Annotated in this window: 9 protein-coding genes and 1 tRNA gene; 3 read left to right on the top strand and 7 right to left on the bottom strand. The window is 62.2% G+C overall.

Features of this window, described 5'->3' with window-relative positions:
* Positions 1-28: 28 nt before the first annotated feature.
* The 7 genes from nudC to DVT68_RS10730 all read right to left on the bottom strand — a co-directional run bounded on the left by nudC (position 29) and on the right by DVT68_RS10730 (position 4,380).
* Entirely contained in the window at positions 29-1,000 is a 972-nt protein-coding gene (gene nudC, locus DVT68_RS10760; RefSeq protein WP_114825055.1) for an NAD(+) diphosphatase, read from the bottom strand.
* A 14-nt stretch (positions 1,001-1,014) separates the two neighbouring features.
* Positions 1,015-1,392 (bottom strand): iron-sulfur cluster insertion protein ErpA, encoded by a 378-nt coding sequence (gene erpA, locus DVT68_RS10755; RefSeq protein ID WP_114825054.1) that lies wholly within the window; start codon positions 1,390-1,392, stop codon positions 1,015-1,017.
* 46 nt (positions 1,393-1,438) lie between these two features.
* On the bottom strand, positions 1,439-1,861 hold the full coding sequence (locus DVT68_RS10750) for a bactofilin family protein (protein WP_114825053.1): 423 nt from the start codon (positions 1,859-1,861) through the stop codon (positions 1,439-1,441).
* A complete protein-coding gene (locus DVT68_RS10745) occupies positions 1,848-2,600 on the bottom strand; it encodes a DUF6776 family protein (protein WP_114825052.1) in 753 nt (250 codons plus the stop codon). Before DVT68_RS10745 ends, DVT68_RS10750 begins: the two co-directional genes overlap by 14 nt.
* Before the next feature lie 126 nt (positions 2,601-2,726).
* Entirely contained in the window at positions 2,727-3,197 is a 471-nt protein-coding gene (gene bfr, locus DVT68_RS10740; RefSeq protein ID WP_114825051.1) for a bacterioferritin, read from the bottom strand.
* A gap of 209 nt (positions 3,198-3,406) precedes the next feature.
* Positions 3,407-3,616: a (2Fe-2S)-binding protein gene (locus tag DVT68_RS10735; protein WP_114825050.1), complete on the bottom strand. Its 210-nt coding sequence runs from the start codon at positions 3,614-3,616 to the stop codon at positions 3,407-3,409.
* Positions 3,617-3,825: 209 nt separating this feature from the next.
* Positions 3,826-4,380 (bottom strand): RNA pyrophosphohydrolase, encoded by a 555-nt coding sequence (locus tag DVT68_RS10730; RefSeq protein ID WP_114825049.1) that lies wholly within the window; start codon positions 4,378-4,380, stop codon positions 3,826-3,828.
* A 166-nt stretch (positions 4,381-4,546) separates the two neighbouring features.
* Between DVT68_RS10730 and DVT68_RS10725 the strand changes: the two genes are divergently transcribed.
* The 3 genes from DVT68_RS10725 to DVT68_RS10715 all read left to right on the top strand — a co-directional run bounded on the left by DVT68_RS10725 (position 4,547) and on the right by DVT68_RS10715 (position 12,977).
* A tRNA-Met gene (locus DVT68_RS10725) sits at positions 4,547-4,623 on the top strand.
* A gap of 415 nt (positions 4,624-5,038) precedes the next feature.
* The gene (locus DVT68_RS10720) at positions 5,039-7,921 is read left to right on the top strand and encodes a DEAD/DEAH box helicase (protein WP_114825048.1); all 2,883 of its coding nucleotides are present in this window, start codon (positions 5,039-5,041) and stop codon (positions 7,919-7,921) included.
* 19 nt (positions 7,922-7,940) lie between these two features.
* Entirely contained in the window at positions 7,941-12,977 is a 5,037-nt protein-coding gene (locus DVT68_RS10715; protein ID WP_114825047.1) for a DNA methyltransferase family protein, read from the top strand.
* Positions 12,978-13,011 lie beyond the last annotated feature (34 nt).

Raw genomic sequence — 13,011 nt, 5'->3', positions numbered from 1 at the left:
TATCTCCACCCCGCGAAGGGGCGAGGCCTCAACGCGAGTGGCGCGCCACCAGTGCGTCCAGGTCGAGCCCGGCCTGTTGCTGCAGCCAGTGGGCCAGCAGGTGGTAGGACACCGACAAGCGCAACGACGGCAGGAAGCTGCCGTCGGCCATGCCATCGACGATGTCCTGCGGCGTGAACCAGCGCGCCTCTTCCAGTTCGCGGTCGCGCAGGCGGATCTCGCGCGACACCGCCTTGGCGGTGAAGCCCACCATCAGCGACTGCGGCAGCGGCCAGGGTTGCGACGAGTGGTAGTGCACTTCGCCGACGACCACGCCGGACTCTTCGGCGACTTCGCGGCGCACCGCATCTTCCAGCGCCTCGCCAGGTTCTACGAAGCCGGCCAGGGTGGAATAGCGACCCTTTGGCCAGCCCGCCTGGCGACCCAGCAGGCAGGCGCCATCGTGTTCCACGATCACGATCACCGCCGCGTCGGTGCGCGGGAAATGCATGCGGCCGCATGCGTTGTTGGTGCATTGCGCGCGGTGGCCGGAGGCGACCAGCACCACCGGTGAGCCGCAGTAGGCGCAGTGCCGCGTTTCGCTCTGCCAGTGCGCCAGGCCCTTGCCATAGGCAAATAGGCCGGCTTCATTCGCGGGCAGTTGCAGGCCCACGTCACGCAGGCCGGCGCGGCGGGCGCCGAGCACACGCTCCAGCTCGGCGGCCTTGTCGCTGTCCGTTACGGCCAGCAGAAAATGCGGCAGTCCACCGGCAAAGCCGAGGAAGCTGGCCTTCAGTTCACCCAGCCGCTGCTCGCGCTCGGCGGCATCGAGCCAGCGCAGCGCATCCTGATCGGGCAGCAAGTAGGTCTGCCCGAGCGGATCGATCACCAGATAACGTGCTTCTGCCGAAGTGGCCAGCTCGCTCACCCACATCGACTCGTCGCGCCGCTCGGCCACACGGTCGAGCACGTGGCTCAGACCCGCGAACGTGTTCAGGCGCGGCGGTGGCGTGCGGTCCATGCGGCTGGCGGTGCTCAGGTGGAGAAGGAGGAGCCGCAGCCGCAGGTGCTCTTGGCGTTGGGGTTGCGGATGACGAACTGCGAGCCGCTGAGGTTTTCCGCGTAGTCGATCTCGGCGCCGGTCAGGTACTGCAGCGACAGCGGGTCGACCAGCAGGGTGACGCCTTCGCGGTCGAGCGCGAAGTCGTCCTCGGCCTGGGCCTCGTCGAAGGTGAAGCCGTACTGGAAGCCCGAGCAGCCGCCGCCCGTGATGTACACGCGCAGCTTCAGCTCCGGATTGCCCTCCTCGACGATCAGTTCATGCACCTTGCGTGCGGCGGCCTCGGTAAAGACCAGCGGCGCGCCGGCGCTGCGGTAATCGGGAATGGCGGGGAGGGGGACGACAGTATCCATGGTGCTCAGGTGGGGGTGATGCGGCTCGGGCGCAAGGATACCGCGATCAGGCCGGCACGACCTCGGCCACCAGGCTGGGTGCAGGCAGCTCCCGTGGCGCGGCGGCCACCGTATGGCTCATCCGGCCGTTGACCTGGGCGCCGGCGGCCATTTCCAGCGTGTGGTAGTGAACGTCGCCGGTAATGCGCGCTTCGGGGGCCAGCTCCAGCCGCTCGGCTACGTGGACGTCGCCGTGCACGTGGCCATTGATGACGGCATGCGGCACGCGAATCTCACCCTGCACGATACCGTGCTCGCTGAGCGTGAACACCGCGCCGTCCTCATCAGCCAGCACCGACCCTTCGATGTGCCCATCCAGATGCAGCGTGCCGCTGAAGCGCACGTCACCGCGGATGCGCGTGCCGCGCGCGATCAGGCTGGTGTCGTGGTGGTGGTTGGGCGTGCGATCGGCGCGCTTACGGTTGAGCATCCTGTTCCCCTTGCGTTGGTGTGAGATGGCCCGCCAGCGCCTCGCCCCAGGTGACGGCGCGGGTCACCGCGTCGTCGCCGGCCGGCTGGGCCGTGATCACCAGGCGGGTGGGCCGGAAATCGACAGGCAGCACGATCGTGCAGTGCAGCTGCTGGAAATACTTGAAACGGAATGGCAGGCCGGACGGCTGCGCGGTGTCGCCGAGCGCAGCCCAGTCCAGCTTCACCACCTTGTCGCCGCGCAGGCCTTCAAGGCTGATCGTGACATTGCCAGTGACGTCCTCGCCGCGCACGGCGTTCTGGGTGAGGCTGAGCGTGAGGTCCCAGGCGTGCGAGTCGCTCACCGGTTGCAGGCGCACTTCCTGCACCTTCAGTCCCTCGCGCTGGGCGTCGCCGCCGGTCAAGCGCGAGTAGAAGGCAAGGTCCGCGCGCAGGCCGCTGATCTCCTCCTCGCGTTCGCCCAGCGTCTTGCGCAGCGATTGCGTGGCGATCTCGGACACCTGGCTGGCGCGCTGCAGATTGGCCACCTGCTGCTGCAGGTCGTCGTTCTGTCTGGTCAGCGCCGTCACCTGGCGATGCTCGGTCGCGGCGGGTGTGCTGTGGCGGACCAAGGCGCCCACGATCACACCGGTGAGCACCACGCTGACCAGCCACGCCACGGCGAGCCACAACGCGCGACGGCGGCCGCCGGCCGCGTCATGCGGTCGTACCACGAAGCGCGGTGGTGGGCGTGACGCCATGCGCGGCCTTCCCGGTGAAAACCAACGTATAGCTGTCGCGTGGCGAAAGCGTCAAGGAACCCCGCCACGCTTTGCAGTGCGGAAGGTCGCGAGGGCGCTGGGTCGCGCCGTAGCGCGGCGGCTGGCTCAGCTGTCGATCTTGGACTGCAGGTAGCGCTCGGCGCTGAGGTCCTTGATCAGGCTGAACTGGGTCTCCAGCCAGTCGATGTGCTCTTCCTCGTCGTGGAGGATGCTCTTGAACAGATCGCGGCTGATGAAGTCGGCGATGCTTTCGCTATAGGCGATGGCCTCGCGCAGGTCGCGCACCGCGGCCATCTCCAGATCGAGGTCGCCCTGCAGGCACTCCACCGGGTTTTCGCCGATGCGCAGCTTGCCCAGATGCTGCAGGTTGGGCAGGCCATCGAGGAACAGGATGCGCTCGACCAGGTGATCGGCGTGCTTCATCTCCTCGATGGATTCCTTCTGCTCGTGCTCCGCAAGTTCGCCGTAGCCCCAGTCCTTGTACATGCGGTAATGCAGCCAGTACTGGTTGATGGCGGTCAGCTCGTTGAACAGCACCTTGTTGAGGTACTCGATGACCTTGGCGTCGCCCTTCATGGGGAGTCTCCTTGCGGGGTATCGCGCCTGACTATACGGCGTTCAGGTTGGAGATGTCGTAACGAGAATGACTTCAGGCGCGGGGCTCGCGACGCCGCATGGGCGCGGCCGACCGGCCGCGTGGAGAGGGCAGGCAGGCCCTCGGGCGACACAAACAAAAACGCGCAGCGGAGGCTGCGCGTTCTGGAATTCAAATGAGCCCGGCTGGCTCAGGCGATGACGGCGACCGGCATCGCCAGCATCACCTGCTCGACCGCCTTGCTGAGCGTGGCGCGGGCGTCCTGCTCGCAGCAACCGCAGCAGTCGGAACAGCCGGTGCGCGCCTGCAGGTCGGCGAACTGATGCACCCCATCGGCGGCGGCGCGGCGGATGTCGCCGTCGGTCACGGCGTTGCACATGCAGATATACATGACGTGCATGTAAACGCAAATGCGAATGATTGTCAAATGAAGATTGCTGAACCTGCGCCCGAACGTTCCGGCCCGAGGCTCGTGCGGCGCCCTTCGTGGGTGGCGTGAGGGTGCAAGCCTTTGCTCCAAGCCAAGTTTCTGGCAGGTCGCTGGAGCCGCGTTGTCTTCAGCCCGGCGGGGGCTGGGCTGGCAGCTCAATTCAGGGATCAAGCGATGCCTCAGGCCGCGGCGCGGCCCTTGCGCGGCGGGTGGCCATCCTGGCCCTCGCGCTGGGGCAGCTCACCCAGCTCGATGCTGAGCAGCGTCTCCACCAGTGGCGCGAAGTGGCGCAGTGCGCGCTCGTAGACCTGTCGCTTGAAGTTGACCACGTGCGCGGCCGGGTACCAGAAATCCACCCAGCGCCAGTGGTCGAACTCGGGCTTTTCGCAGGCGTCCAGGCGCAGGTCGTCCTCGGCGCCCACCAGGCGCAGCAGGAACCACACCTGTTTCTGGCCAATGCAGGTCGGATGCTGGTGGTGGCGCACATACCGGCTGGGCAGGCGATAGCGCAGCCAGCCGCGGGTGGCGCCAATCACCTCGACATGGTGCGGGGCCAGCCCGGTTTCCTCTTCCAGCTCGCGGTACATCGCTTCCAGCGGCGTCTCGTCGCTGCGCATGCCGCCCTGGGGAAACTGCCAGCCGTCACGATTGACGCGGCGCGCCCAGAACAGGCGACCGTCTGCATTCAGCAGCACGATGCCCACATTCGGACGGTAGCCATCGACGTCGATCATGTTGCCTCCTTGGGCCGGCCGGCAAAGCGGTGGCCCGTAAGGCGATTCAACCATGCGTATGCAGCCCGGGCAAGCCAAACACTTGATCCGAAGGGCTGGGCCGATTAGACTGCCGGGCCCGCCTGATCGACGCCACGTCGACACCCTGTGGCGGGAAGCACCCCATGGCTATGTAGCTCAGCCGGTTAGAGCACAGCACTCATAATGCTGGGGTCGGTGGTTCGAGTCCACCCATAGCCACCATCGAAAGTAGCAAGAAATCCCCTTAATTACACGCACTTACGTGACCTATTCCACTGGGTCGCGTGACAGCGTTTTGTGCTGGGGTCATGCCCGTGACAGTCCGTGACACATGCCGTGACAGTTGCGACAGGCGCGGAGCCCAAGAAACGGCCAAATTGACCCTAACCCTCCGTGACACGATTTATCTGGTAAGCGTCTCCTGACGGCGACTGGTAAGCGCGGTAATCCCGAGTCGGTCCGCAGGCCAGATGCGTAGCCTTCCTTGCGGTGGGCTTATCGAACCCTTGTGAGCGCATGTCGTCCAGCCAGCGAATGATCGCCAATCGCGGTTCTAGGTGTCGGCTTAGCGCCTCAAACTTGCCCTCGGTGTCGCCCTGCGCCAGCATGGAGTGTCACAGGAAGAGGGGCTCGGGAATTGGACATCACGGTAGCACCGGGCGCGCGCGTACTCATCCGCGATGAGGAGTGGTTGGTGCGGCGGGTGGACCCGTCCAACGATGGCGGTGACCTGCTGATCTGTGACGGTGTGTCGGAGCTCGTACGTGGCCGTTCCGCCCAGTTCCTGACCCGTTTGGAAGAGCGCGTCGACGTGCTCGACCCGGCCAAGACTGAGCTGGTGGCGGACAACTCCAACGCCTTCAACGCCTCCATGCTCTACATCGAGAGCGTGTTGCGGCGGAATTTGCCCAACGACGAGGCCATCCGTCTTGGCCATCGCGCTGTCATGAACCTGGTGCCGTACCAGCTCGATCCCGCGTTGCAGGCGCTGGCTCAACCGCGTCAACGGATCCTGATCGCCGACTCCACGGGCCTCGGTAAGACGCTCGAAGCGGGCATTCTCGCCACGGAGTTGATCCAACGTGGTCGGGGCGCCCGGATCCTGGTGATCACGCTGAAAAGTATGCTCACGCAGTTTCAGAAAGAGTTCTGGAGCCGTTTTTCCATCCCGCTGGTGCGACTGGATTCCACGGGCCTGGCCGCCGTGCGCAACCGCATCCCGGCCAACCACAACCCATTCAACTTCTACGACCGCACGATCATCTCGATCGACACGCTGAAGAACAACCTCGAATACCGCAATTACCTCGAGAACGCCTGGTGGGACATCATCATCATCGATGAATGTCACAACGTCGCCGCACGCGCACAGGAAAGTGGCTTGTCCCGGCGTGCGAGGCTGGCGCGCTTGCTGTCTACCCGCTCAGACACGCTGATCCTCCTATCGGCGACCCCGCACGACGGCTCGGCCCGCTCGTTCGCCTCGCTGATGAGCCTGCTCGATCCCACGGCGATTAGCGACCCGGACGACTACACGCCAGAGGACTACCGCGACAAGGGCCTGGTCATCCGTCGCTTCAAGAAAGACATTCGCGATCAAGTTGAGAGCGACTTCAAGGACCGCATCACCAGCGTGCATCGCGCGCAGGCCACATTAGCTGAAGAGCAAGCGTTCGAAGCGTTGTTGGAGATCCCGTTTACCCAGGCCGGCAAACGCCAGAGCGGTCGCCAGCACGAACTGCAGCGCGTCGGCGCACAAAAGGGCCTGTTCTCCAGCCCGATGGCCGCCCTGCAATCCACGATCAATCGCATCGCCACGCTCGACAGCAGGGTGCAACCCACCGATGACGAGCGCGCCGAGCGCGACGCTTTGCAATACTTCATGACTCGGCTCAAGGCGATCGAGCCAGGTCAATTTGGGAAGTACCAACGCCTGCTTCAGCTTCTGCGCGATGCGGCGTATGGCTGGTCGTCAAAGCAGTCTGACGATCGCCTGGTGATCTTCTCCGAGCGCATCGAAACACTGAACTTCCTGCAGCGACACTTGAATGATGACCTGAGCCTCAAGGACAACCAGATTGCCGTGCTTCACGGTGGCCTCGGCGACACTGAGCAGCAAGCGCTGGTAGAGCGTTTCGGTCGCAGCGAGGATCCGATCCGCGTACTGCTGTGCTCGGATGTGGCTTCCGAAGGTCTCAACCTACACTACTTCTGTCACCGCCTGATTCATTTCGACCTGCCGTGGTCACTGATGGTGTTCCAGCAGCGCAACGGTCGCATAGATCGCTATGGCCAGACCAAGCAGCCCCTAATCACTTATTTGCTTACCGAAACCGCCGTCGAGCGCATCCGCGGCGACCTCCGCATCCTCGAAGTGCTGCAGCAGAAAGACGAGCGTGCCAATCGCGACCTGGGCGATCCCAGCGCTTTCATGAATCTGCACGACCCCGATCTAGAAGCACGCAAGGTCAGTGAACTGATGGCCGAGGGCACCGCTGCCGAAGTTGTCGCAGAACAACTGGAGCATGAAGCCACCGAGCCAAGCGAGGGCGAGGGCGACTGGCTGCTGCAGTTCTTCAATGGCGCAGCTGAAACGGCACCGTCCGCACTGGACCGGATTAGGCCGATGCCCAGTCTTTTCGCCGACGAATACGCCTTTGCCAAGACCGCGCTGGAAGAACTTGGCCGTGCTAAGCCCATTGCCCAGCTCTCGTTTGACGATAGCGAGCGCACGCTCTCGCTCACCGCGCCGGCGGATCTAAAGCAGCGGCTGCGCCAGATCCCACGCGAGGCTGTCGCCGAGAATGACCGTTATGTTCTGAGCGCCAATGCAGAGCGTGTGGCTGACGCCATTGAGCGCGCTCGCCAAGCCAAATCCGAAGAACAGAGCTGGCCTGCCTTGCATTATTTGTGGCCGCAGCATCCCATTGTGGAATGGCTGCGCGACCGCGTGCTCACTCACTTTGGCAGGCATACCGCGCCGGTCATTCGCTCGCCCCGGCTGGTAGAGGGCGAACGTGCCTTCGTGCTGATGGGTCTGATTCCCAATCGAAAGGGCCAGCCACTGCTAGTGGATTGGCAGGTGGCCGTACTCAAGGGAGACGCATCGATCACGCTGGAGCCGTTCACGGCATTCTGTGGGCGCATCCAGCTCAAGGCCGGTGCGTTGCCCAATTCCGGCAAGCCGATCGATACCTCGGTTCTACAGGACGACCTGCGCCGCGCCGTTGCGCACATGCAGCACCATATGCGCGAACGGCAGCAGCACTTCGCCGTCGGCATGGCCACGCGTCTTGAGTCCACCTTGGACAGTCTGAAGCGGCTGCAGGACAAGCAGATCGAGCAGCTCGAACTGCGCTTGGAGCGCCAAGGCGGTTTGCAGAACCTCGTGCAGGGCAAGCGCGCACAGCGCGAGAGCCAGATCCGCAAGGTCTTCGACGACTACGAGGTCTGGGTACGCGACACCCTGCAAACCGAACCGCACCCGCACTTGCAAGTGCTTGCTGCCGTATGCCGCTGAGCAAGAGGAATTGCCCCTGATGGCCGTGGAAAACGCCGACGTCTTTGCCGGCATCACCAACGAAAACGAATTCTACGGCCACCACTACCTGGCCGAGGTGTTCAAGGGCGACATCCGCGAGCGGCTGGACGTATGGAGCGCCAGCGAGGAAGCCGCCAAAGTTGAGGGTGGCGACTGGCGCAGCCCGCAGCGCGTACTTGCCGGTTGCGGTGGCCGCTGGTTCCGCCAGCGTGAAAAGCTCCGGTCCATCCAAGATCCCGACGCTTTCCACGCCGCCTTTGCCGAACTTCAGCGTCCGTTGCTGGCTGCGCTCGGCTATGCCATCACGCCCAGTGTACTTGAGCTGGTGGCCCATGTACCCCTGCGCGTCTGGCAGCGTCTCGGCCCCATTGATCGCGCTGCGCAGTTGCTGGTGATCCCAGCTGCGATGCCCGGTTACTCGGACGAAGACATCCTTGACCAGCCGATTGACCTGTCGGTCTATCCTGGCGACCCGCCGAAGGATGCAAAAAACGCCACCTGGACCAGTTGGCTATCTGAGGCCGTGTTTGGTGCCGACGATACACCTCGCTTCGTGCTGCTAGTAGGCCTGGACGACTGGCTATTGGTCGATCGCTACAAGTGGCCCAACAACCGCGCCTTGCGCTTCACGTGGGCGGAGATCCTCGATCGCCGCGATACTCCTACGTTGGAAGCCACTGCAGCGCTGCTGCATCGCGAAAGTCTGGCCCCGGACGATGGCAGCATCTTGCTCGACGGCCTCGACGAGAATGCCCATAAGCACGCTTTCGGCGTCAGTGAGGATCTGAAATACGCTATTCGCGAAGCGATCGAACTGCTCGGCAACGAAGCTGCCAACCAGCTGCGCGCGCTGGCGGAGGAACAAAAAAAATCGGTATTCTCTGGTCGCGGCGAGCTTGATGCGGAGCAACTTAGCCTCGAATGCCTGCGCCTGATGTACCGGCTGCTTTTCGTGTTCTACATCGAGGCGCGGCCAGAACTTGGCTACGTGCCGATCCAGCGTAGCGAAACCTATCTCAAGGGCTACAGTCTTGAATCCTTGCGCGATCTGGAGCAAGTGCCGCTGAACACGCCGCAGGCGCGCGACGGGTTTTACCTCGACGCTACCTTGAAGCGCCTATTCGGCCTGATTCACCATGGCACTGAGGTGGCCATTAACCCTCAATTGCGTGGTCATGCCGCCAGCGTGAGGGACGCCTTTACTCTGGCACCACTCGACAGCCGCCTGTTCGACCCCGCCTCCACCTCGCTGCTCAACCGTCTGAGGTTTCCTAACCATGTCTGGCAAACCGTCATACGCCAGATGTCGCTCACCAGCGGTAAGGGCCGCCAGCGTCGCGGCCGGGTCAGTTATCAGTTGCTGTCGATCAATCAGCTCGGCGCGGTATACGAGGCGCTGCTGTCTTATCGCGGATTCTTCGCCAAGGAGGATTTATTCGAAGTGCAGCCCGCCGCGAAGAGGGTTAACGCTGGCGACGACGATGGAGAGGAAGAAGACGGTGTTGCCCAAGAAAGTGGCGCCAGCACCGACATGATGGACAGTGCCTGGTTCGTCCCCGAAAGCCGCATCCACGAATACAAGGACAGCGAGCGCGTCACGTTCGTCAACGAGGATGGCCACAAGCAACTTCGGCGCTACCCAAAAGGCAGCTTCATCTACCGCCTTGCCGGCCGTGACCGCCAGAAGAGCGCGAGCTACTACACGCCGCAGGTGCTCACCCAATGCTTGGTCAAGTACGCGCTAAAGGAGTTGCTGGTTGGCAGGCATGCCGACGAAATTCTCGAGCTCACAGTAGTCGAGCCGGCCATGGGCAGCGCTGCGTTCTTAAATGAAGCAGTCAATCAACTTGCCGAAAAATATCTTGAGCTGAAACAGGAAGAAACCCGCCGTCGCATTCCGCACGACGACTATCCTCGCGAGCTGCAAAAAGTGCGCATGTATCTCGCCGACCGGAATGTCTACGGAGTCGATCTCAATCCAGTTGCGGTTGAGTTGGCCGAAGTCTCATTGTGGCTCAACGCCATCTACGGCAACGGCGAGGACGAGCAGGGACGCCCGCGCCCTGCTCGCGTGCCATGGTTTGGCTACCAGCTGTTTGACGGCAACAGCCTCATCGGCGCGCGCAACGAAGTGTATCCCGCCAGTAGCCTGCGGAAAGGCGCCAGGCCGGCTTGGCATGAAGAGGCTCCACGAAGGCTGGATCCGCAGCAGGCCGACCGCAAATCCAGCGAGGTCTTCCATTTCCTGCTGCCGGACCCTGGGATGGCTAGCTACACTGACAAAGTAGCCAAGAGCCTCTACCCGGATGATTTCGAGCGCCTAAAGCGATGGCGCAAGGACTTCTGCAAGCCGCTCGATGACCATGAGATCGGCCGACTGCAGCAGCTCAGCCAGAAAGTTGATGAGCTGTGGGCTGAGCACGCTCGCATCTTGGCTAGGGACCGTGCTGCCACCGAGGACGCGCTGTGCGTGTGGCCGCAGTCCGATGTCGCCACGCCAGTCGGAACTCGGGCCGACAAAGAAGACACGCGAAGGCGCGGTCTATTCAATGAAGATGCTGACGAAGCCACCCCCTACCGCCGCCTAAAGTTGGTGATGGACTACTGGTGCGCGCTGTGGTTTTGGCCGATTCGCCAAAGCGCGTCGTTGCCCACGCGCGAGGAGTGGTGGATGGAAATTGGCGCCATTCTCGAGGGCAATATCGTAGATCTTGCCCCACAGGCCGACCTGCTATTTCCCCCTCCCCTAGGGAGGGAGGGCGGTGATGAGGGTGGGGCGGGCCTCTCAACGCCCCGGCCTCAAGCTACGCTGGCTGGCTTCGATGCGCAGCCGGACCCCACGGCTTCGCCCGTGCTACACGATCGCCTTGGCCGCCTACGTATCACCAAGCTACGCGAGGTTTTTCCCCGAGTCGCCGCAGTCGAAGGCATTGCTCGCCGCAGACGATTCATGCACTGGGAGTTGGCCTTCGCAGACATCTTCCGCAGCCGGGGGGGGTTCGATCTGGTGTTAGGTAACCCGCCGTGGCTCAAAGTGGAGTGGAACGAGGCGGGCGTACTGGGCGAGGCCAACCCCCTCTTCGCAATCCGAAAGGTAAGCGCAAGTGATTTAGCAAAATTGCGTGCTGAAGCCTTCGCGCGTTTCTCCGGCCTGCAATCTGACTGGACGGCTGAAATGGAGGAAGCCGAGGGCACGCAATCTATGCTCAATGCGGTGCAAAACTATCCGTTACTGAGGGGTGTGCAGGCCAACCTGTACAAGTGTTTCCTTCCAGTTGCGTGGCGGCTGGCCTGCAACCGGGGCGTTACTGGCCTGTTGCATCCGGAGGGGCCGTATGAGGATCCCAAGGGTGGTTTCCTCCGTGAAGCGATGTACGCGCGCTTACGGGCGCACTTTCAGTTTCAGAATCAGCTCATGCTCTTTCCGATTGGCCACAGGCTGAAGTACAGCATCAACATCTATGGAGGTGTGTGCCCCCAGGTTGACTTCGACAGTGTCGCCAATCTGTTTGTGCCTGCGACGGTAGATGCTTGTTATCAACACGACGGGACTGGCTCTCCAGGCGGCATTAAGAATGACGTTGGGCACTGGAACACTGCGGGCCACAGTGACCGGATTGTGCATGTGGACGAAACCGCGCTCGCTGTCTTTGCCCGACTCTACGATGAACCCGACACGCCACCAAGACGCGCTCGCTTGCCGTCCGTGCATGCAGGTGCACTGAACAGTGCGCTGCGCAAGTTGGCTGACTTCCCGCGCCGCCTTGCCGATCTTGGAGAGGATTACTCTCCGACCGTGATGTTTGATGAAACACATTCACAGCGTGAAGGTATCCTCTTGCGTCGCGCCTCGGGCGACAACGGCTTTCCGGCCGAGCCGGCGGACTTGGTGCTCTCCGGCCCACACTTTTTCCTCGCCAACCCTTATAACAAGTCGCCGCGTCGTGTCTGTACAGAAAAGGCCCACTATGACGTGCTTGACTTGCAATCACTCCCTGACGACTACCTGCCACGTAGTAATTACCACCGAATGGCTAATCGAGCGGAATACGCTCGTCGAGTCCCACGTGTGAGCTGGGCGAGAGAGAAATCGGAAGTTGCAGGGTCGGTGACGGATTACTATCGTTTCGTGGCGCGGAAAATGATCCCGCTTTCGGGCGAGCGCACATTGATTGGCGCCATATGCCCGCCAGAAGTTACCCATATCGACGGCGTATTTTCTGTCGCCTTTAAAGCAACGAGAGAGTTAATTGCCGCTGCCGCGGCTTGGTCGTCGCTTATCGCAGATTTCTATATTCGCTCGAAAGGGATGAGCAATTTTCGGCAGGACTCAGCCGAACGATTGATGCTACCCGATGCTTGTGCGGATGCGTCAGTTTCCGCACGGATTCTTGGGCTCAATTGCCTCACTTCCTATTATGCGGACCTTTGGCAAGGAGCCTTCGATCTGGCATTCACTGATCAATGCTGGAGCCAGCCGGATGATCCGCGTCTGCCACAGGACTTTTTCACCGCGCTCACCAGCGACTGGACACGTGACTGCGCGCTGCGGACTGACTACGCCCGTCGTATGGCGCTGGTAGAGATTGACGTGTTGGTCGCCCAGGCACTCGGACTTACCCTCGACGAGCTCCTCCTAATCTACCGCGCAACTTTTCCAGTGATGCAGCATTACGAGCGCGACACTTGGTATGACATCCATGGCCGAATCGTCTTCACCAACTCAAAGGGCCTAGTGGGTGTCGGTCTCCCGCGTAGCGGCGCTCGCAAAGAACCGCAGACGGTAATCACCTATCCCAACGGCAAGGTCATCAAAGGCAATCACGGTTGGGACGACATCAAGGACGCGCCAGAGGGTACGGTCATTGAACAACAGCTTTTGGACGATACGCTCGTCAACGGACCGCACCAGAAACGTTTTCGCTACGAGGCCCCCTTCACTCTCGCAAATCGCGAAGCCGACTACCGCATCGCGTGGGATTTTTTTTCGACACGCAACGAAGTCAATCTGCGAGAACCACACAAAGTATCCTGATTAAGCAAGCCCATTCTGCTAGCGCATAGCCGGC

Source organism: Dyella solisilvae (assembly GCF_003351225.1).
Taxonomy (GTDB): Bacteria; Pseudomonadota; Gammaproteobacteria; order Xanthomonadales; family Rhodanobacteraceae; genus Dyella; species Dyella solisilvae.
This window is presented reverse-complemented; position numbering and strand designations above follow the sequence as displayed.

Bases quoted from the DNA above. Each gene is read 5' to 3' on its own strand.
- nudC (WP_114825055.1), bottom strand. From the start codon at position 1,000: ATGGACCGCACGCCACCGCCGCGCCTGAACACGTTCGCGGGTCTGAGC.
- erpA (WP_114825054.1), bottom strand. From the start codon at position 1,392: ATGGATACTGTCGTCCCCCTCCCCGCCATTCCCGATTACCGCAGCGCC.
- DVT68_RS10750 (WP_114825053.1), bottom strand. From the start codon at position 1,861: ATGCTCAACCGTAAGCGCGCCGATCGCACGCCCAACCACCACCACGAC.
- DVT68_RS10745 (WP_114825052.1), bottom strand. From the start codon at position 2,600: ATGGCGTCACGCCCACCACCGCGCTTCGTGGTACGACCGCATGACGCG.
- bfr (WP_114825051.1), bottom strand. From the start codon at position 3,197: ATGAAGGGCGACGCCAAGGTCATCGAGTACCTCAACAAGGTGCTGTTC.
- DVT68_RS10735 (WP_114825050.1), bottom strand. From the start codon at position 3,616: ATGCACGTCATGTATATCTGCATGTGCAACGCCGTGACCGACGGCGAC.
- DVT68_RS10730 (WP_114825049.1), bottom strand. From the start codon at position 4,380: ATGATCGACGTCGATGGCTACCGTCCGAATGTGGGCATCGTGCTGCTG.
- DVT68_RS10715 (WP_114825047.1), top strand. From the start codon at position 7,941: ATGGCCGTGGAAAACGCCGACGTCTTTGCCGGCATCACCAACGAAAAC.